General features: G+C 58.5%; 16 protein-coding genes. 1 reads left to right on the top strand and 15 read right to left on the bottom strand.

Annotated elements, in window-relative coordinates:
* Positions 1-192: 192 nt before the first annotated feature.
* The 9 genes from ABD796_RS15350 to ABD796_RS15310 all read right to left on the bottom strand — a co-directional run bounded on the left by ABD796_RS15350 (position 193) and on the right by ABD796_RS15310 (position 10811).
* Positions 193-1569 (bottom strand): sensor histidine kinase, encoded by a 1377-nt coding sequence (locus tag ABD796_RS15350; RefSeq protein WP_344909025.1) that lies wholly within the window; start codon positions 1567-1569, stop codon positions 193-195.
* Positions 1566-2243 (bottom strand): response regulator transcription factor, encoded by a 678-nt coding sequence (locus ABD796_RS15345; protein WP_344909024.1) that lies wholly within the window; start codon positions 2241-2243, stop codon positions 1566-1568. Before ABD796_RS15345 ends, ABD796_RS15350 begins: the two co-directional genes overlap by 4 nt.
* A gap of 140 nt (positions 2244-2383) precedes the next feature.
* Positions 2384-3112, bottom strand: a complete 729-nt coding sequence (locus ABD796_RS15340) for an NAD-dependent protein deacylase (RefSeq protein WP_344909023.1) — start codon at positions 3110-3112, stop codon at positions 2384-2386.
* 342 nt (positions 3113-3454) lie between these two features.
* Positions 3455-4066: an NAD(P)H:quinone oxidoreductase gene (gene wrbA / locus ABD796_RS15335; RefSeq protein WP_344909022.1), complete on the bottom strand. Its 612-nt coding sequence runs from the start codon at positions 4064-4066 to the stop codon at positions 3455-3457.
* A 238-nt stretch (positions 4067-4304) separates the two neighbouring features.
* Positions 4305-6251 (bottom strand): alpha/beta hydrolase, encoded by a 1947-nt coding sequence (locus ABD796_RS15330; RefSeq protein ID WP_344909021.1) that lies wholly within the window; start codon positions 6249-6251, stop codon positions 4305-4307.
* 20 nt (positions 6252-6271) lie between these two features.
* Positions 6272-6871: a carbohydrate-binding family 9-like protein gene (locus ABD796_RS15325; protein WP_344909020.1), complete on the bottom strand. Its 600-nt coding sequence runs from the start codon at positions 6869-6871 to the stop codon at positions 6272-6274.
* 217 nt (positions 6872-7088) lie between these two features.
* Positions 7089-8060, bottom strand: a complete 972-nt coding sequence (locus ABD796_RS15320; protein ID WP_344909019.1) for an RluA family pseudouridine synthase — start codon at positions 8058-8060, stop codon at positions 7089-7091.
* 160 nt (positions 8061-8220) lie between these two features.
* Positions 8221-9930: a methyl-accepting chemotaxis protein gene (locus tag ABD796_RS15315; protein WP_344909018.1), complete on the bottom strand. Its 1710-nt coding sequence runs from the start codon at positions 9928-9930 to the stop codon at positions 8221-8223.
* A 107-nt stretch (positions 9931-10037) separates the two neighbouring features.
* Positions 10038-10811, bottom strand: a complete 774-nt coding sequence (locus ABD796_RS15310) for a Cof-type HAD-IIB family hydrolase (protein WP_344909017.1) — start codon at positions 10809-10811, stop codon at positions 10038-10040.
* Between the two features lie 154 nt (positions 10812-10965).
* Here ABD796_RS15310 and ABD796_RS15305 point away from each other — a divergent pair, with 154 nt between their 5' ends.
* Positions 10966-12162 (top strand): RluA family pseudouridine synthase, encoded by a 1197-nt coding sequence (locus ABD796_RS15305; RefSeq protein ID WP_344909016.1) that lies wholly within the window; start codon positions 10966-10968, stop codon positions 12160-12162.
* A gap of 17 nt (positions 12163-12179) precedes the next feature.
* Here ABD796_RS15305 and ABD796_RS15300 read toward each other — a convergent pair whose 3' ends face one another.
* The 6 genes from ABD796_RS15300 to ABD796_RS15275 form a co-directional block, all read right to left on the bottom strand.
* The gene (locus ABD796_RS15300; RefSeq protein WP_344909015.1) at positions 12180-13289 is read right to left on the bottom strand and encodes a GerAB/ArcD/ProY family transporter; all 1110 of its coding nucleotides are present in this window, start codon (positions 13287-13289) and stop codon (positions 12180-12182) included.
* A 36-nt stretch (positions 13290-13325) separates the two neighbouring features.
* Positions 13326-13568 (bottom strand): hypothetical protein, encoded by a 243-nt coding sequence (locus ABD796_RS15295; protein ID WP_344909014.1) that lies wholly within the window; start codon positions 13566-13568, stop codon positions 13326-13328.
* A gap of 2 nt (positions 13569-13570) precedes the next feature.
* The gene (locus ABD796_RS15290) at positions 13571-14728 is read right to left on the bottom strand and encodes a Ger(x)C family spore germination protein (protein ID WP_344909013.1); all 1158 of its coding nucleotides are present in this window, start codon (positions 14726-14728) and stop codon (positions 13571-13573) included.
* Between the two features lies 1 nt (position 14729).
* Entirely contained in the window at positions 14730-16274 is a 1545-nt protein-coding gene (locus ABD796_RS15285; protein ID WP_344909012.1) for a spore germination protein, read from the bottom strand.
* Positions 16275-16421: 147 nt separating this feature from the next.
* The gene (locus ABD796_RS15280; RefSeq protein WP_344909011.1) at positions 16422-17999 is read right to left on the bottom strand and encodes a response regulator; all 1578 of its coding nucleotides are present in this window, start codon (positions 17997-17999) and stop codon (positions 16422-16424) included.
* A 28-nt stretch (positions 18000-18027) separates the two neighbouring features.
* A complete protein-coding gene (locus ABD796_RS15275; RefSeq protein ID WP_344909010.1) occupies positions 18028-19806 on the bottom strand; it encodes a cache domain-containing sensor histidine kinase in 1779 nt (592 codons plus the stop codon).
* Positions 19807-19882: the final 76 nt, after the last annotated feature.

Below are 19882 nucleotides of genomic sequence, written 5' to 3'. Positions count from 1 at the left end.
CCCTACGAGAAAAGTATAGGCGGCCATTATGTTGCATCTATGAACGGATGCTTAATGCCAGCTGAAAATAAGCTAAAAATACGCTTAAAACAAGCTTCCGCCTTATCGGGTCGATACCAATCCCGAATAGGGACAAAGCTTGGTACAATAAAAAAGCCGCCCTCCTCGGAGAGCGGTACGATTGCGGAGCGCTTATTGGCCTTTCAACGGCAGTTGAATATGAAAGCTGGTGCCTTCGCCCGGGCGGCTGGTCAAGGCTATTTTGCCGCCATGCAAGCCGACGATTTTTTTGACAATGGCCAGCCCGAGTCCGCTTCCGCTCCATTCGGACGTTTGGCGGGAGGCGTCCGCCTTGTAGAACCGGCGGAAAATATGCTGCTGGTCCTCCGGCGCTATCCCGATGCCGGTGTCGGCGACCGTCACAGTCGCCTGCCGCTCGTCGCCGGCCAGCGTAATGGTAATGCGGCCCTCCGGCGGCGTAAACTTGATCGCGTTGTGCAGCAGATTCATCCATACTTGGTTGAGCGAATCCTCGTCCGCAACAATGCGCAGAGCCGGCAGCTCCAGCTCGATATCGAGCTGCTTCGCCGACCAAAGCGGCTCGCAGGCGACGACGCAGCGGCGCAGCTGCTCGTCCAGCTGGATCGGCTTCGGGTGATAAGGATGGTGCTCCGAGTCGAGCGAAGCCAGCTTCAGCAAATTTTCGCTGAGCCGCGACAGCCGCTCCGATTCGCTTTCGATCAGTTTCAAATAGCCGAGCCGGTCGTCGGGATCGAGCGAGTTTTGCTGCAGCAGCTTGGAGAAGCCGCGGATCGAGGTAAGCGGCGTCTGAATGTCGTGCGAGACGTTCGAGACGAACTCCTGCCGCATTTTCTCCATCTTCTTCAGCTCCCCGGCCATATGCGTGATGCTTTCGGCGAGGACCCCGAGCTCGTCCTTCTGGCGGATGTTGAGCTTGACGTTGAAATTGCCCCCGGCTATTTTTTCCGTCGCCTCGGTTATTTTGCGCAGCGGCCGAACGAGGTAAATGGCGGCCAATACGATCAGAAACGTGCTGATCAGCAAAATCGTCCACAGGTTGCGGAAATCGAGAAAATCGAACTTTTTGAACGGCGTTTGCGACATCGAGGTGACGAACAGGGCGTAATGCTTCCCACCGTATTCAAACGGCGCCCCTACGCTTCCCTGCGGGCACGAATCGCTTTCCCCGTCCTGAAAGCTGGAGTATGAGCCTCCGTTCAGGACAAGCCGGATCGTCTCGTCGGGAATGAGACATTTGGGGGTCGCTTCCGGACGGGATACGTAGCTTTCGCCGCTGTCGGCATACAAATAAAGCTCCTGACCGCGATTGAGCTTCCCGGCGATCGAGACGGTCTGACCCAACTGCTGCGTCTCCGTCTCCTGAATGAGCCGGATCACGAGCTTGGCCGCATTTTGCAGCAGCCCCTCTACCCGGTTGTTCAGCTGATTGCGATAATAATGAGAGAACGTAAAGCTGGACAAGGCCAAGCTGCTCCATACGACAATAAAAATGACAATGGCGATGCGCAGGTACAGCGTGCGGATCACGGCTGAACCTCGAGCCGGTAGCCGAGATTGCGGATCGTAACGATCCCCACCTTCTCCGACGCGTGATGCTCGAGCTTTTCGCGAAGCCGTTTTACGTGAACGTCGACCGTTCTCGCGTCCCCTTCGTAGTCGACGCCCCATATTTGCTCGATCAACTGATTGCGGGTGAAAATGTGGCCCGGATTGCTGGCGAACTTGAACAGCAATTCGAACTCCTTCGGAGGAATCATCGAGCTTTGGCCGTTGACGGTCAGCTCGAACGTTTTCCGGTCGATCGTCACATCGCCGACCTGCACCGTTTCCGAATGCTCGATCCGGTAACGCTTCAATAAAGCTTTGACTCGCATGACCAGCTCCATCGGATCGAACGGTTTGACCAAATAATCGTCGCAGCCGAGCTGGAAGCCTTTCAGCCTCTCGGCGATTTCGCCTCTGGCGGTAACCATAATGATCGGAATATCCAGCGCCTTCTTCAGGTCGCGGCAAAAATCCCACCCGTCCATGACAGGCATCATAACATCCAGCACGATCAGATCGATTTTGACATTGGCCAGCACATCCAGCGCTTCCTGTCCGTTCGCCGACTCGAAAGTAGCGAATCCCTCCTGCTGCAAAAACGCCTTGACCAGCTTGCGTATGGCGAGGTCGTCATCCACGATAAGTATTTTGCTCATGCGTCTTATATTTCCTTTCGGTTAAGCAATAGCTTGCAGCAGCATTATAGCAAGCCAGCCTTAAAAGCAGCTTAAAAACGCCGATCCAAAATAATCCGTATGCGCCGGTCAGAACAGATCCGCCGGCGCTGACACCGGCGTCAGTTGACCAGTCGGCTCATGACGTCGGCGAAAGAGTCGTAAAGCGCATACTGGGCGTAGCCGTCGTATGGCGTTGGCGATTTGTTGATCAGCACCATCCGGTCGCCTTTATAATAGCGGATGAGCCCGGCTGCGGGATAGACGCTGAGCGACGTGCCGGCCACGATCAGCATATCGGAGTCGGCAATCGCACGCTCCGCAGCCTGGAACACGCGGTCGTCCAGGCTTTCCTGGTACAGCACGACATCGGGCTTGATCACCCCTCCGCATACCGTGCAGCGCGGCACCGGATCGCCGAGCGGCAGCCATTCCCCGAGACTGTACGAGGCCCGGCAGTCCATGCAGGCGTTGCGATGTACGGACCCGTGCAGCTCCAGCACGTTGCGGCTGCCGGCCAGCTGGTGCAGTCCGTCGATATTTTGCGTCACGAGCGCGGTCAGGCGACCCTCCACCTCCAGAGCAGCCAGCGCGAGATGGCCGGCATTCGGCTTCGCCTGCGGATGGATCATCTTGTCCCGGTAAAACCGGTAAAATTCGTCCGGATACGTCCGGAAAAAATCGCGACTCAGCATTTCCTCGGGCGGATGCTCCGTTCCGGCGGTTGTGCGGAACAAGCCGTTATGCGAGCGGAAATCGGGTATGCCGCTTTCCGTCGACGTCCCTGCCCCGCCGAAAAAAACGATTCGCGAGCTCGCCTTGACCAAACGCTTCAAATGCTCCATATCCATTGCGGGTTCCTCCCTACGATCATCGCAAGCGGTTACTCCCTATAGAAGCCGGCCGGTTTCTGCACCGGCTCGCTCCCCGCTTGCTTGGCTGACTCCATTATAGCCTACAGGGCGATGTAGCGGTATGGCAACGTGTAAGCGAACGATACGCAAAAAAGCCCCGTTCTTTGAGAACGGGACCTGAACTTCGCGGGAGGGTGGTGCCGACGGAACTGTCCGGTACAAAGTCAGAGTCGACCCTGTGTATCCTGGAAGTCCCGTCGTTGCTATGCAAGGAGTCGGTCCATTTCAAGATATCGGTTAAGGTCTGACTTTGCACCTGTTCCGTTCGTCAAGCTGCCGTCAGGCTTGCTTTCCGTTCTTCACCCAACCGGCGACCGTGACGGTGCGCTTCGCTTGATGAATGACTGCCTGACGCACGTCCTCGATCATCTTGCCGTTCTGATCGACGCTGACGCTTGTCCCGTACGGATTTCCTCCTGCGGCGTAAAGGGCCGAATCGGTATAACCCGGCGAGGCAATAATCGCGCCCCAATGGTACATTGATGTATACAGCGCGAGAATGGTTGCTTCTTGGCCGCCGTGGGAGTTTTGGGCGGAAGTCATGGCGCTTACGACCTTGTCGACCGTCTTGCCCTGGAACCAGACGCCCCCGGTCAAGTCCAGAAACTGCTTCATCTGCGAAGCGATATTGCCGAACCGCGTCGGCGTGCTGAAAATGATCGCATCCGCCCATACGATATCGTCCGTGGTAGCCGTCGGTACGTCCTTCGTCGCGTCCACATGCGCCTTCCACGCCGGGTTGGAGGCGATCGCCGCTTCCGGCGCCAGCTCCGGCACCTTGACGATCTTCGCCTCCGCCCCCGCTTCCTTCGCCCCCTCGGCTGCCCACTGGGCCAACTGATAGTTCGTTCCCGTTGAGCTGTAGTAAATGATAGCCAGCTTAATCGACATGTCAGCATCTCCTTTTGGTCGGATTGATTCCTTTAGATTATGCCTTGCTCGATAGACTGTTATTCAACGAGTTCCATTATCTGTACCCGAGACAACCGCGCGTCAAACCGGTTCGGAGCATAAAAAAACAGTCTTTCCCCGTTTCCGGGGAAAGACTGAGTCCTATCGCGTTCGAATGGCTGTCGTCGAGAACCGCCGACCGCTTCAGGCGTTCGGCCTTTCACGATCGAACGTTCCCTCAGCTTTGACGCCATCTGCGCAAATCCGGCAGATCGAACCGCTGAAGCATGCCAGGCAGCAAAATTCCAAGCAAATCGTGAGGCTCGTAGTGGCGGGAACGCACCCAGTCCGCTACGTTGTCCGGTCCGTCTTCGATCCGCAGCGCCGACACCCGATCCTCGACGGCAGCGGCCAGCTCGGCGTAAAAGCCGTAACGTCCCCGGCTGTACAGTTCCGTGCTTCCCGGCAACGTGTCCGGCAGCTGCGCGGCCATATCGAACGCCCGTTTGATATCATGCACTCGGATCGCGGCCAGACTGTCGTCGAGCCAGAACAGATCGGCCGTCAGCTTGTGCAAGGTGCCGTACCAGTTCCAGAGCGGGATCGCGTTGATCGGATGCGGCGTACAGAGACCGTCCGCCGTCACGTCCAGCACGAGCACCGCCCGTCCGCCTTCGCACGTGGCGCGAATCCAGTCGGCCTTGTCGGCAAGCGAGCGCGTTCCCTGCTCCCACAATGCGATCGTAACCGGAAGCTTCTTGCCCACGAAGGCCGGCGAGCGGAAATAAAACCCGTGATTGAATATGCCCGGCTGGCTCCACCAAATGTAGCTTTCCACAAACAAGCCGTCCGTTTCGGGAAACGTCAGGTGACGCGGATTCAGCTCCGTCGCGATGCGCGAGCCTTCGACGCGCTCGCGCAGCCAGGCGAGCGCCTCCTTGCGGCGCCGCTCGTCCGGTTGATCCGCGAGACGTTCCTCCAGCTGCCGCAGCCGTTCGACATTCTCTTCGAAGACGGCCCGGGCGTCTGGGTAATCTCCGCGCACTTGCCCGCTGCGAGTACAGTTCAGCTCCTCCTGCGGGAACGGCTGCAAGACCGGCTCCGCCGCTTCCCGGCGCTCCTCGGCTGTCAGCAAGTGGCGTGCGAAAAACGCCGCCGCCTTGTCGGCGAGCGGAGGCGAATATTGGTGCGTCGAGCGATCCTCCTCCAGAACCGGCATGTCGGCGATACCGTGCATCTCCCAGAACCGTCTCGTCCTCTCCACCGTGCGCCGCGTTCCTTCAATCGGGAAGAAATCGGCCGTCACGCCGAGCACCAGAACCGGCCGGGGAGCCATCGCCAGCACAATGTCCTCGTGATCGAAGCCCCATCGGGTCATTCCTCTCCATACTTGCTCCGCATCCTGCGCCTGACCGGCATACATGTAAGTCTCCCGGTTCATGATGAACGTCCCCGGCGCGGCCGCGGCAATGCGCGGCTCGCAGAGCATCAGCATACTCGTCTGGGTTCCCCCGCCCGAGTTGCCCGTCACGCCGATGCGCGCTTGGTCCACTTGCGGCAGGGTGCACAAATAATCGATCGCCCGCATCGCATCGTGCACGAAATACCGGGCAAGTCCGTCGCCTAGCGGCAGACACTGGCTGCCCGCGTAGTCGTGCTCTCCAGTTCCGGCGGGGATTTCGGGCTTGCCGCTCGCCGGATCGTAGTAGCTGAGCCGTTCCCCTTGCCCGATCGGATCGACCGCGAGCACGATCAGCCCTTCGGCGACAAGACGCTGGCATACTCCCTGGTAACGGTCGTATTGCTTGGCGTTGTCGGCGTGGCCGCATAGAAACATGACCGCCGCTCTCGGCTTGGTTATGCCGTCAGGCAGGTAAAGGCTGCAAGTGACATAGGTAGATGGGCGCGATTCAAATATGACTTTATCGATACGATATCCATCGCCTTGAACCGATCCGGTAACCTGCGAATTCAACGGATGGTCGGAATCGGGCAAACCGCCTACGGATTCGATCCATTTGTCGCGCATGAACGCTTGGCGAGATTGAAGCGCTTCCACCGTATCGACAGCGTCCCGATCCCGGTCGCCGCTCTCGAACGCCTTCTGCGAACGATCGTATACATATCGTTTGAACTGATCCTTCACATCGTACAGCCCCAGATGAAACTTCTCCAGCTTCTGCATGTCTTTCCTCCCTTATGCTGCTACTCGAATATAACGGTACCGAACGATTCCGGAGAATGGAAATTCACTCGGCCCGTCGGCGACCACGCCCAAAAATGTCTTGTACCCGCGCGATCATCGTCGATCCGGTAGAAGTTGATTCTCCAACGTGCCCCCGTATCCGGAGCTTTCGCGAGCGCGGCGACGGGAAGCGAAATGTCGTACAGGAAACGTCCGTCGTCTCTTTTTGCGACCGCGCTCAGCAGTCCGGCATGATCCCAGCTGACGTCGACTTGCGGAGACTGCCCCGGCTCCTTGCGGATCTGAGCGTCAAACACGACGTTGCGCGGACTGAATTCATACTCCTTGTAGTCCGTGCCATTCCCTTCCTCGTCGATAAATATTTCCACGACGTCTTCCTGGTAGATCGGGTCGTCGCGATTGACGAAATTGGCGACCACGTGGTCGTCCTCGCACTCGAAGCGTATGTACAGGGTATCCGCCGAGCGGCACATGCGCACGATCGTTTCAAGCCTCGGCGCTGAGCCGTCGATCGTCTCGCCCAGCTTGATCGGTTCAATCTCCGCCCAGGAAATATCCGGACCGGAAACGGTCGCACACCGGTATTCCGGCTGTTTCATGCTTGCAGCTCCCTTCCAAAGAAACCGATTTCTCTCAATTGCGTTTCTATTATATTACGCCTTATTTTAGCCAGTCAACAGAAAATAAGGGAAAGCAGCGGGCCCGAAGGCCTACCCGTACCGACCTCGTTCGACTGCCTAGCCGGAGCCCCGGTCCGAGGACGGACTAAGGTTCTTACTGGCCGAGAGGACGATCCGGGCGCGCGCAACACCATCGTTATTCCGGTAAAGAGAAGTCGATTCCGCATTGCTTCAAGACTGACCGAAACAATGGCGGCAGCGGAGCGGTAAACGTTCTGCCGTCGGCCAGCGAGATTTTCCAGGCATGCAGCAGCTGGTGGTTGACGTCCCCGAACGGCTTGCCGCCGTACTTCACATCGCCGAGAAGCGGGTGGCCGATGCTTTGCAGATGCGTACGGATTTGATGCGTGCGGCCGCTGATCAGCTCGACCTCGATCAGCGTATACCCTCTGCCCTTCTGCAGGGGCCGGTAGCGCGTCGTCGCTTCTTTGCCGACCGGCTCGTCCGGCGTCTCCCCGCGTCCCGGGTTCCCCGTCCCGACCACTTTCGTCCTGTTGCCTTTCTCGTCGCGGACCAGCATGGCGTCCACCGTTCCGCTTTCCGTCAGCGAGCCCTCGACAATTGTGATGTAATATTTATCCAGCTCACGCTTCTGAATCCACTGGTTCAACTGGTGCAGCATGCCCGCCGTTTTGCCGACCAGCACCAGCCCGCTCGTGTTGCGGTCGAGCCGGTTGGCCGAAGCGGGTAAAAACATCCGGCTGTCCAGTTCGCCCTTCTTGTGCAAATAGGCGTGAACGCGGGTAATGAGCGTTTCCTTCTGTTCGTTCTGATCGGGATGCGTCAGCAAGCCCGCCGGTTTGTTCACGACCAGCAGCTCCTTGTCCTCGTAAACGACATCGATGTTGGACCGGACGCCGGCGAACTTCACCTTCTTGTCCTCTGCTCCGATGCTCGCTTCGCTGAACGCCTCGTTCTCGATCCATATCGTCAGCTCGTCGCCAGCGGCCAGCTCGTATGTATCCTTCTTGCGCTTGCCGTTGACCTTCACCTTGCCTTGATCGATCATCTTGTAAATTTGTCCCAACGGGTAGTTGGGCATCATGTTGCGAATGTAGCGATGCAGCCGCTTGCCGCTTTCCGACGGCGTCACGATGCGGGTAATCATGGGTTCCAGCACTCCCCGGTACGGCTCGTAAGTCCGTTTCGTTTGAAGTTCTATCATATCACGGAAAACGCGCTCGCGGGAAATTCCGATAGCGCGTTTTCGCGATGCCGAGTTTTTCACTATGCACTTTCGCTTAGGTTCATCCCCCCGCATGCAGGGGTTATATCCGGAACCGTTCGATCGCCCTGTTCAGTTGAGCGGCCATCTCGTACAACGCCCCGGTCGAACGGTTCATGCGCTCGATGGAGGACAGCTGCGCATCGGAGGATTCCGCGATATCGCGGTAATGCCTCGCCGCTTCGCGCGATATCGCGGCCATCTCGTCGATCGCGGCGCTGACCTGCTCCGAGCCGGCCGCCATCTGTTCCGACGTAGCGGATACCTCCTGCACCTGAGAAGCGACTCGCTCCACCTCGGTCAAAATAACCCGGAAGGCGGCATCCGCCTCGCGCACGGCATCTGCGCCGGCGTGTACCTCCCTGGCTCCCGCCCTTATCGAACCGGCTACGGAAGCCGTTTCCGCCACGATGCCCTCCACCAGCCCGGCGATCTGCCGCGACGACTCCTCGGCCTGGGACGCCAGCTTGCGCACCTGATCGGCCACGACTGCGAAGCCCCTGCCCTGTTCCCCGGCGCGGGCCGCCTCGATCGCCGCATTCAGCGCCAGCAGGTGAGTCTCGGCGGCAATATGGGCCATGACCGAAACGATGCTCCCGACCTCGGCGGAACGCCGCTCGAGTCCCGCCACTTCGTCGGCCATCGCGTCTGTCGTACCGGCAATCGCCGTCATGCGCTCCATCGCATGCCCTGCGCAGAGGTTGCCTCGACGCGCCTCGGCAGTCGCCCGCAGCGACGCTTCCGCTGCCGATGCGCTCGATTCGGCGATACGCTGTACGCCTCCGCTTACTTCCTCCATCGATCCGGCGGTTTCCGCAGAACGCTGCATCTGCACAGCCGCTCCGCCGGCTACCTCGCGGATGCCCGACGTGATGCTGTTGCCCGATGCGGCAGTTTGTCCGGCATGCAGCGAAAGCTCGCGTGAAGCTTCGTTAAGCTGCCGGGCATTATCGCGGACGGCGCGAATCATGTCCGACAGATCGCCGACCATTTGCTGAAACGCCCGCGATACGACGCCGATCTCATCCTTGCGGCTCGCATCTACCTGCACGGTCAGATCGCCGGCCTGTACGAGCTGCAAAGCGCGGGTCAGCCGCTTCAGCGGACTGACAAGAATGCGGGCGAACAGCCATGTTGCGGCGACGGCCGCGATCAGCACGCAGGCGGTAATCAACAGCATCGAGCGGGTATTGCTGCGCAAACGGGCGTATACCTCGCTCCCGTCGAAATCCGCTCCGACTAAGCCGACCATCTTCCCGCTTTTGTCGATTATCGGGACATAAGCCGTTACGGTTGCTCCGTACCGGTCGTCGTTCGACAGCTCGCCAACCTGCTCACGCTGCTCGGCGAAAGCCCGAGACAGCGATACATACGGCTTGCTCTCCACGGCGCCGAACTCCGAAACGTCCTCGGTCTCCTCAAGAGGCGCCCCGTCCACGACATACACATACTCGGTCCGACCGTCCGTCGTTTTCTCGGCCATCGTATACAAATATTTCAGCCCGTTCGTTTCCTTCATATCGTTGAGCAGCAATCTCAGCTTCTTGTAGTCGTCCGAGTCCGCCCGCATGGCGCGAAAAGCGTCTGCATCGATTTTGTGAGCGGCATGGGCGGCGATCGTCTTCGCCTGATCCCCGATCGACTTGCGGATCAAATTCGCGGACGACGTGTATAGCGAATAGCTAAGCACGCATCCGGCCAGTAGCACCAGCGTGGAAAACAGCAGCAATATGCGAGTTTGCAAACTTCTCAAAACAAAACCCTCCCGACAATGACCCCATTAGATAACTCCATTTTTACAATAGTACCATTGTACTATATCGACGAAGCGGGGACTACTCCATATCGGGAAGATGAAAGTCATGTCAAAATATATTTCGCAATGGCTCGCCGAACGCCTTCGTCGCGATTTGCCGCCGTCTCCGCCCGGCACCTTTGCTTCACTTGCCAAGGAGCGTTCCCCATCGCTACGCCGAAACCGGCATATTGCAGCATGCTCAGGTCATTGTAAGAGTTCCCGATCGCCATGACGTCCTCGCGCGCAAGATGTAGAGCGCTTACGAGGCGGGCCAGCGCCTCTCCCTTGCTCGCCTGCGGGTGCATAACGTGCATCCGGCAGCCTCTCGCCCATTTCTTCTGTACCGTCTCCAAATGGTACCAGCCTCCCGACCTTTGCCGGTCGTCGACCGTAAACTTCATGACTGGCTCGTCCAGCGCCAGCACATCCCCGCAAGCCGTCCCTTCCAAGCCGCATCGCCGCAGCAAGTCCGTCTTCCCTTCGTCAAGCCCTTCCACGAAAACGTCGAACGCCGTGCTGGCATAGAAGAGAATGTCGTGCTGCCGGCAATGCGCGACCAGTCCGGCGACGTCGGCGATCGGATAGGCGAACCGGTCCGTGACCGTCAAGCCGGACAGCTCGACTGTCGCCGCGCCGTTATGGATTACAAGCGGGCCATGCAGCCCCAGCCGCTCCGCGATCGGAGCGCACTGTCGGAAGCCGCGTCCCGTGACCAGCACCACGACAACCCCCCGGCTGCTCGCTTCCTGTACCGCCTCGACCGTGCCGGGCGTTAATTCCCCTCGTTCGTCCAATAGCGTCCCGTCCACATCAAGCGCAAGCAGCCGGTAGCTCATTGTACATCCCTCCCGGAATTCCCATTTGTCCCATAAGTTTACCGGGCTGGCACCGCTGCGTCAAACGGCCTTATACATACACGTTTTTATTTTCGCGCATTTTGTCGTACAATTATCGGTATTGAAAAATGAGAGAAACGTGTGGTGTTCCTATATGAAAGATTCGAATCGACGTGCCAGACCGTCCGGCCCTACAACCCGGCAAGGACCGAAAGCAAAGACGCATGCTTCGAACAACTCGGGCAAGCGCGGCGCGGGCAGAGGGAGCGAAGTCAGATCCGGCCAAAGGCGCGACGCGCCCGCCCCGGACTTCCGCGGCAAGACCGGTAGCCCCCGTCCGGGGCGGGCCGAGCAGCCGCGACCCGGCGAACGGCAGTCGGGCGAACGCCAGCGCCGCGAAGGGAGCGGCGAACGCAAACTCGGGAATGCCCCCGCGCACCAACCGCCGAAGCAGCCGATCAGCCTGAAGGGCGCCCGCCGCAAAGGCGAATGGCTGGAGCTGAAGCTGCCCGAAGGTCTGTCCGCCGCGCCGATCGGCGTCATCATGAAGCAGCTCCCCGTCCCGGCCAAGCTGGCCGCCAAGTGGCTGGCCTCCAATGGAGTCGTCAAGCAAGGCCACCACCTGCGGCTGAAGCTCTTTCCTCAGGAGGCTCCCGGCTTTCCCGGAGATTGGGCCGACTTGAACATTTTATATGAGGACGATTTCACGCTTGTCGTGAACAAACCCGCGGGCGTGGAGGTGCACCCGAGCGTCCACGGTCAGCGGGGTACGTTGGCCCATGCCGTTGCCGCCTATTACGAAGCGTCCGGGCAGCAATGCCGCGTAAGACACATTCACCGGCTCGACAAGGAGACGACCGGACCGGTTCTGTACGCCAAAAACGAGTTCGCCCACTACGAATTCGACAAGGCGATGCGGGAAAAGCAGATCGAGCGCATCTATTTGGCCGTAGCGGAAGGCGTGTTCGAGCAGAAAAAAGGCCGGATCGATAAGCCGATCGGCCAAGACCGCCACCACTCCACCCGGCGGCGCGTAAGCGAGACCGGCGAATCGGCGGTGACGCTGTTCGAGGTGGTGGATACATTCATCGATCATACGCTCGTCCGGCTCCGGTTGGAAACCGGACGCACCCATCAGATTCGCGTCCACCTGTCGTCGATCGAGCATCCGCTGGCCGGGGACGGCATGTACGGAGGCACGCGCCGTTATATTCACCGGCAGGCGCTGCATGGCGAAAGATTGATTTGGAGACACCCGTGGTCCGGCGAGCGTATGGAAGTCAGGGCCCCGTTGTCCGAAGATATAGGCCGCGTGCTGAACGAGCTGCGCGCGGCGATGGACGAGCTATGAAAGATTGCTCGCCCGATTTAGGCCGACGCTGGCGGCTTGCGCAATCGTTTCACCAGCGTAACGGCCATGACCAATAGCAGCGGCAACGTATAAGCGGCATTGTCCAGCAGAGGCCACGTCGCGTTCACCGCCTCGTCAAGACTCATCTCGTTCGAATACATCGTGATCGAGAGCAGCAGACAGATCAGCGCTACGGGAAAAATGAGCAACCGTTCGTCCTGAAGCTTGAACAATTGCGCCAGCACCTTCGACAAGATGAATAGCATAATGGTCGATTTGATATACGAGCCGGCGATTAGCGAGAAGCCGATCACGGACTCGATCCGCTCGACGATTTCCTGGACATAGATGAGCCGGGCAAGCTGGTAAAGCGAATACTTCAGATCGCCCGACAGCGGGCCCAGCACCATGATGCTGCACAAAATCGAGGCTGCCAGAGTAACCCCGTTCAAAATAAGCGCCCAGAACAGAAATTTACCGACCTTCGTCTGCTCCTGTTTGCGTACGAACGGAAGCAGCATGGCGAACGTCGTCAGTTCGGAATAAGGGAAGCCGTAGGCGATATATGCGCCGTGGAGCACCGGCCGGATGCCGTCAGGCAGAACCGGACGCAAATACTCGGGGTGGTACAGCGGTGCGACCATCACCAGGACGACGATCGTAAAACCGAGCATCAGCATAAGCAGCAGAACCGACATGCGGGCGATGACCTCGATTCCGGCGCGGACCGTCATCGCGATTGTTGCAAAAAACAGCGTATTGATCGCATAGGTAGGCGTTTCCCTTAACATCGTGTTGTTGAAAAAACCGCCGATTTCGATGACGATGCCGGCCACGTGCCAGAACATGACGGTCACATAAGGAATGGCCAGCAGCAAGGTCAGCCATTTGCCTACCGCCGCGCGGCTATATTCGATAAAGCTCATCCGCGGGTAAACCCGGTGCAAGTAAAGAACGCAAGCGAGCAGAACCATGCCCAAGGCAAGCGCCAGGAAGAGCGACAGCCACGCCCCGTTCCGGGCGGCGTTTGTTAACGGTCCCGGAATAAGCACAATCGAGGAGCCGGTTATAAAAGCAAGAAACAGCACGCTCATCTGGATCGAGCTGACGCTTCCTTGATTGTTCATGAGCCTGCTCCTTTCCGGACTGGGACTCGCTTGGCTTCAGGACGGGACCTTCAATGACTCCACCAGTCGTCTGGCCGGCTCGCCGAATATGTAATCGATCGCTTCATCGAGATTCGGCCAGGGGACGTCCGTGACATAAAGAAAGCCGAGATACAGCATGGGCAGCATTAGCGCCGCATACGCGAGCCGGTCACGGCGTCCCGTCCGCCCCCATCTCGGCAGGTCGTGAATGAGCATGACGGCGACGAGCAGGAGCAGGAACGCAACTTTGACAGACACGGCTATCCCCCCTTTTTCCCGAAAGGCGTTCCGATGTTCATGCCGGTATTCAGCACCCTTACCTCGACGGCGACATGGAAGCGGATTGCCGCGAAGTGGTCAGGCCATGCGGGCTTCCACCGTTTCCACAAAGCCGGATTCGTTCTGAAAATACGGTTTCCGATGCCAAGCGCATCGGTTTTTTCTTTCTGAAGGCGCGCGATCGTCTTCTGGAGGTCCCGCTCGACCTGCTTGGCGATCCGCTCCTCGAATTGCTCCCCTTCTTCCCTGCTCATGAGCGCCGAACAGCGCAGTTCTCCGACGGACCCTTTTATTTTTATCCGTACGTCGACGGCGGCCTCGTTATGTTGAATGACCGGGTTGACCGACGTATCCAGAGAAAACACTTCAAACGATTCCTTGTCCGTGGGCGAATCCGGCTTGCCCGGGCAAGGAAATTCCAAAATGCCTTCCTCGTATTGGTTCGTCAGCATAAGCAAGGACTGCGTCTCCGCCGGAGTCAAAATGAAACCGACCTTCCCTTCCTTCAGAACCGCGACTCCGGCGAGCGTTACGGTTTTGGCGGCTTTCTCAAGCTGGGCGAACGGAACCGTCGCGATGCCGGTTTCGCTTTTCAACTGGATGGCGAGGTCGAATAACGGTACACGCGAGGTGTTCGCGGAATATTTGGCGGCGATCTTTTCCATTTTGCGCAGCTGCTGGCCAATCGTATACTCGATAAACGGTTTTACCGTTAAATATTCGCCCGCCTGGCCTTCGGCCACGAGCATCAGCACGGTTGCCCGCGGTTCATGATCGCGCGAGAAAAAATCGAGCACTTCCCCTGCGCTTTGTTTCCGGAGCAGCTGCTCACCGAGAAGAATGATGCGCATATGATCCCATTTCGCTTTTCGCCCGAATTGACTGGAAATATCGCGCAGCGCATCGAAAATCGTATCGCCCTGCGTCTTGATCGTGATCCCTTTGCGCGTAGGCTTTTGCGTCTCGCTCCCGGCCGACGGCACATAGAACAATGTCGTCAGCTCGAATTTGCCGCTGGCGTTCCGATCGATAGCTACCGCTTGGACATACCCGAATTCGGTTAATTCCGCTTTGTCCCAGCAGCCGGTCAGAACGAGCAGCAATAGCCCGGACAACACAACGAATGCGATCGATCTCAAGTCATTTTCCCCTTCCTCCCGGCTTTTTGTGCAAATGCCGATTGCGTGGAGAATGAAGCAGAAATTTGCGAGGGATCATGATAAATATGTCCCTCCATTGCTTAATGTCCAGCGGCGCAACCGGGGCCAGATACGGTTGGCCGAGCGAGCGCAGGGAGGTCAGATGCAGCAGCACGAGCAGAAACCCGATCATGATGCCAAGCCCCCCGAACGTTGCGGCAAGCGCCATGAGCGGAAACCGCAATATCCGCAAAGCGACAGCCAACGAGTACTGGGGCAGCGAGAACGAAGCGATCCCGGTCAAGGCGACGATAATGACCATGACCGGCGAAGCGATCTTCGCCTGAATCGCCGCCTCTCCGATGACCAGAGCTCCGACGATGCTGACGGCGGACCCGATGGGCCGCGGCAGCCGGATGCCGGCTTCGCGCAGCAGTTCGAAGAAAAATTCCATAATCAGCGCCTCGACAAAGGCCGGAAACGGAATTCCTTCGCGCGTATCCAGAATGGCCAGCAGCAGCACCGTCGGAAGCAGCTCGGAGTGAAACGTCGACAAGGCAATATAGGTGCTTGGCAGCATCAGCGCCATGACGAGCGCCCAGACGCGCAGCAGGCGGATCAGGGACGAGAAGATAAACCGGTGGTAGTAATCCTCGCTCGTCGTCAAAAACTCGAAAAAATGCACCGGGCAAATGAGAATGGTCGGCGTGCCGTTCACAAGCGCGATGATTTTGCCGTCCAAGAGCGCTGCCGCCGCGTTATCCGGCCTTTCCGTGTAACGAACCTGCGGGAAGGGCGAATAGCGCGATTCCCCGATCCATTCCTCCAAATAAGACGTTTCCATAATTTCCTCAGTGTCGATATCCGCGATCCGTCTCTTAAACTCGGACAGCGATTCCGGGTTGACCGCCCCTTCCAAATATCCGTACCCGATCGTACGGCGGCTGATCTCGCCTGCTGTCTTGAATTCGAATTTGAGCTTCGGCGATTTCAACAAGCTGCGGATCAAGCCGATGTTCGTCGTCAGGTTTTCGATTGTGCTGTTATGGGGACCTTGCACGACCGACTCGGTGATCGGTTCGCTAACCTCGCGGTGCGAAACGCCTTGGGCGTCATAGCTGACGGCTTTATTCCAGTTGTTCAAAAAGACGACCAGCCGGCCGTCCAATATATGCTGCAGCACCTGGCCGCCGTCTTCCAGTACGATGGCCGAATGAACGAGCGCGGCATGATGGGTAAGGATGAACTGAACATCCTCTAGAGACGTTTCCGTCAGCAGGCTTGTCCCTGCCGTGACAAGCTCCTGCAACGATTGTTCGATCCCTGTTACCTTCTCGTCTTTGACAAGCGTCTCCAAATAGACAGAGAATGCCGTTTGATCGAGCTGCGGACCGTAGCTCCAAGCAATCAGTTTCAGGTCTTGGCAATCGGCGTACGTCTCTTCGACCCATATGCGATTGTCGGCAAGATTGTCCGAAAGCGGGGCGGAAGGGAACTCTTCCCGCTGCAGCACCGGTCGCTGGTTGTGCTCGTTTCGTTTCCACATTGCGATTTCCTCTATATCCGCTATTTACCGGGTAGTATCCCAACAAGCTACGTCCGTTATTCGCGGCTAGCGGCAGTCCGCCGCCCCGCCTGCGCCATGTTCGCGGGACAGCAAGAAGACCGCGCATACGCTGCGCGGCCCTTGGCGTTAACCGACCTTGCCTCCCGCCATATTGCGGTACTCCGTCGGGGTTACCCCTGTCGTTGCCTTGAATACGGCAACGAAATATTTATAGTCTTTGTAGCCGACCTTGTCGGCGATCTCGAAGACGCGATCGTGCGTCTCGCTTAAATAGGCTTTCGCCCGGCCGATCCGCAGCCCATTGATATATTCGGTAAACCCGCAGCCGGCGTGCTGCTTGAAAATCACGCTGAAATAGCTCGGGGTGATTTTCAGCCATGCCGCCACCTCCGACGCTTTCAGATCGTAGTGGGCCTTCTCGCCGATATAGCCGAAAGCCCGCTCGACCAGCCAGCGGTTTTTGCCGATCGCGCCCGGCTGAAGAGAAGCCAGCATCGCCTGCAGCTCGGCCACGATAATCGCCCCGGCCGTTTCGAACGTGTTGTACAGGTGGAGATCGAACGTCTTAACTACGGGCATATCCGCCCCGTTGGAACGCATTCTGCGCAGCACGAGCAGCCGAAGCTCCTCATATAAACGGAACAGCTCCTTGACCGGAATGGCTTGGGCTTGCAGCTCCCCGATCCAACTTCGGACTTGTCGGGCCAGCTCTTCCTTATCGTTTTGGAAAAAAGACTGGATCATGCGCTTCTCCGCATCGGGGGAAAGCTCAGCGTGGCCGCTTTTCTCGGCAGCCGCAACCTCCGGCGCATACCAGACCGGGCGGCCGGGTTCGACCTCGGCATAGTGCAGGTAATGAATTGCGCTCATCCCGTGCCGCCGCGCCTCCGACCAGTCGCGAAACGTCTCCGATAGGCCGAACACCAGCCTCTCCCCCGTGTCCAGCAGCCGGGTCATGTTCGCAAGCGCTGCGGATAGCCGAGCCTCCTCCAACGGCTCGCGCTCGATGCAGAACGTCAGAAGCACATTGGCATGGTAATAAAACGACAAAGGCTCCGCACCGACCCCCGTCAACGCCGAATCGACGCTGCTCTTCCACTGCTCGAGCTCGCCGGGGGACAGCGGCTCCTCGATCCGCTCCAGCCATTGCGCGCCGCGCACCGCCTGGCTGGCTACGAAACGGTAGACGCCTTCCGGGGCGGACGGCATACTGCCGGAATCCGGCGCATAATGCGGCTTGCAGCCGTCCGCCCCGCCGCGCATCAGTTCATGCAGCAGCGCCAGCCGCTTGTCCCGCTGCCGGGAAAGCTCAAGCAGCCGCTCGCTGCGGATTTCCCCGGCGATCCGCGACACCATGCCAAGCATCTCGGGAATTTCCGCCGGCTTGAGCAAGAAATCCTCAATCCCGAGCCGGACCGCCTGGCGGGCGTACTCGAATTCCCCGTAGCCGCTCAGAATGACAAGCCGTACATGCGGCAGCGACTCCTTCACCTTCTCCGCCAATTGAAGTCCATCCATCACCGGCATACAGATGTCCGTCAAGACAAGATCGACGCCCAGCTCGGCAATGAGCTTGAGCGCTTCTTCCCCGTCATACGCCTCCCCGACAACCGCAACTCCCGCTTCTTCCCAAGGCACCGTTTCCCGCAATCCTCTGCATATGATCGGTTCGTCATCCACGATGAGCATATTCACCTGATTCATCCACTGCGCCTCCCGTTCCGCGATATGTTCAAGAAGCTTTGCTGTCCCCCGATTCGAGCCTGAACGTGAGCGGCATGCGCAGGCGTACGAACGCACCCGGCATGTCCTGTTCCGGCAGCTCCACGCCATAATCGGAGCCGTAGACGATGGAGAGCCTTTCATGAATGTTGCACAGCGCGTGGCCCAGCAGATCCTCGCCGGCTTTGCCGGTAGCGAACATCCGCTGCAGCCGCCGGATCTGCTCCGGCTCGAAGCCGCCGCCCGAATCCGCCACCTCCACGACCAGTTCATTGTCCGCCCGGAAGCAGCGAACCCGAATGAAACAGCCTTGGCGGGGCTTATAGCCGTATTTGATACTATTTTCGACGAGCGGCTGGACGATCTTCTGCAGCACGACGGCCTGTTCCAATCCGGCCTCCCAGTGAATCGCAATCTTCAAGCCCGGCCCGAGCCTTTTCTGCTGCAGGTCCAAATACGATTGCACGAATTCCAGCTCTTGGGCCAGCGTCGTCCACATCGAGGCGCGGTCCAGCCCGGTGCGAAAAAAGCGCGAGAGCAGCTCGATCAACCGGCTCGTCTCCATCGCGTTTTCGAGCCGGGCGCTCCAACGGATCATATCGAGCGTATTGTACAGGAAATGCGGGTCCATCTGCTGCTGCAAAATTTTCAGCTCGGACTCGCGTTGGCGGATTTCCAGCTTGTATTTGTTGTCGATCAATTCCTTGATCGTCTGCACCATATGGTTGAACTGGCGGCCCAGTTCCCCGATCTCGTCGCGGGAGCGCACCTCCACCTGGGCGGTGAAATCCCCTTTCTTGAGCTTGTGCGTCTCCTTGCGCAGCTCGAGAATCGGCCGGATAATCGCCCAGTCGAACCCGGCCAGCGCAAGCAGCCCGAGAATGATCATCACGATGACGAGCGTGCGCAGCGTCGCCTTCAGCGGCTGGGTCTGACCGACGATATTGTGCTCCGGCACCATCGCCACGATGCTCCAGCCTGTCGCTTTCATTTCGCGCGAGAAGACGAGATAGGCGGTTCCTCCCGATTCATACCGAAACGGAGCGCTCCCGTAAGCGGCCAATTCGCCGATCAGCTCCTGCTCCGGGTAAGGCAGCCCCACCAGCGCATGATCGCCGCTCAGCAGGACGCTTCCGTCCCGCCGCAACATGAACGTTCTCCCCAGCTCCTCCGGCACGGCCGTATTCAGCAGATTGGCGATATCCGCCTCGTCGAGCCGAATTGTCACCATCCCGACCGGCGTCACGACGTCCTCGAACGAATTGATAACGCGGAACATGGACAGCACCCGCTTCGCTCCGGTCCAGCTGCTGACGATCGGGTACGCATCGCTCCATACGGGGGAGCCTGCGCTTTCGTTCGCCTGGCCGGTCCAGAGCCCTTCCTCGCCCGTGACGGGCTCTCCCAAATCGAGCCGGCTCCCCTTAAAGCCGCGGATCGAGATCGATTTGATGTCTTTTTTGGACATCAGCTGGAAGGTCGCGAACGCTTCGATCTCCTTCTTCGCGCTGCGGATTCGCTCCAGCGTATCGGGCTGCTCGGGCATCGTCATATAATCGCGGAAAATGTCTTTGTAAATCATATAATCGGATATATCTTCCACCGTCTTGATTTTCTCGGACAAATTGATTTCGACCGTGTTCAAGTTTTTGTCCATCGAATCGGCGAACTGCCGGCTGAGTATCCGGTCGTATTCGGAAAGCACAAAATTGCCGACGATCAGCGTCGGCAACGTGACCAGTACGACAAAGATGGCGGCCGATTTCCATTTCAGGCTAAACCATTGCATGTGGACCCCGCCTTTCCCGGCAAGCGCTTGCAGCACCATTATAGTACATCCGGTCGGCGTTGTCGCAGGCAATGTC

Origin of the sequence: Paenibacillus hodogayensis, assembly GCF_039536325.1 — a bacterium.
In the GTDB taxonomy this organism is placed as follows: domain Bacteria; phylum Bacillota; class Bacilli; order Paenibacillales; family NBRC-103111; genus Paenibacillus_AB; species Paenibacillus_AB hodogayensis.
This window is presented reverse-complemented; position numbering and strand designations above follow the sequence as displayed.

Excerpts from the sequence above, each read along its gene's own strand:
- ABD796_RS15340 (WP_344909023.1), bottom strand. The coding sequence starts at position 3,112 with ATGGATATGGAGCATTTGAAGCGTTTGGTCAAGGCGAGCTCGCGAATC.
- ABD796_RS15320 (WP_344909019.1), bottom strand. The coding sequence starts at position 8,060 with ATGATTACCCGCATCGTGACGCCGTCGGAAAGCGGCAAGCGGCTGCAT.
- wrbA (WP_344909022.1), bottom strand. The coding sequence starts at position 4,066 with ATGTCGATTAAGCTGGCTATCATTTACTACAGCTCAACGGGAACGAAC.
- ABD796_RS15300 (WP_344909015.1), bottom strand. The coding sequence starts at position 13,289 with ATGAACAATCAAGGAAGCGTCAGCTCGATCCAGATGAGCGTGCTGTTT.
- ABD796_RS15280 (WP_344909011.1), bottom strand. The coding sequence starts at position 17,999 with ATGAATCAGGTGAATATGCTCATCGTGGATGACGAACCGATCATATGC.
- ABD796_RS15305 (WP_344909016.1), top strand. The coding sequence starts at position 10,966 with ATGAAAGATTCGAATCGACGTGCCAGACCGTCCGGCCCTACAACCCGG.
- ABD796_RS15330 (WP_344909021.1), bottom strand. The coding sequence starts at position 6,251 with ATGCAGAAGCTGGAGAAGTTTCATCTGGGGCTGTACGATGTGAAGGAT.
- ABD796_RS15285 (WP_344909012.1), bottom strand. The coding sequence starts at position 16,274 with ATGTGGAAACGAAACGAGCACAACCAGCGACCGGTGCTGCAGCGGGAA.
- ABD796_RS15275 (WP_344909010.1), bottom strand. The coding sequence starts at position 19,806 with ATGCAATGGTTTAGCCTGAAATGGAAATCGGCCGCCATCTTTGTCGTA.
- ABD796_RS15325 (WP_344909020.1), bottom strand. The coding sequence starts at position 6,871 with ATGAAACAGCCGGAATACCGGTGTGCGACCGTTTCCGGTCCGGATATT.
- ABD796_RS15345 (WP_344909024.1), bottom strand. The coding sequence starts at position 2,243 with ATGAGCAAAATACTTATCGTGGATGACGACCTCGCCATACGCAAGCTG.
- ABD796_RS15310 (WP_344909017.1), bottom strand. The coding sequence starts at position 10,811 with ATGAGCTACCGGCTGCTTGCGCTTGATGTGGACGGGACGCTATTGGAC.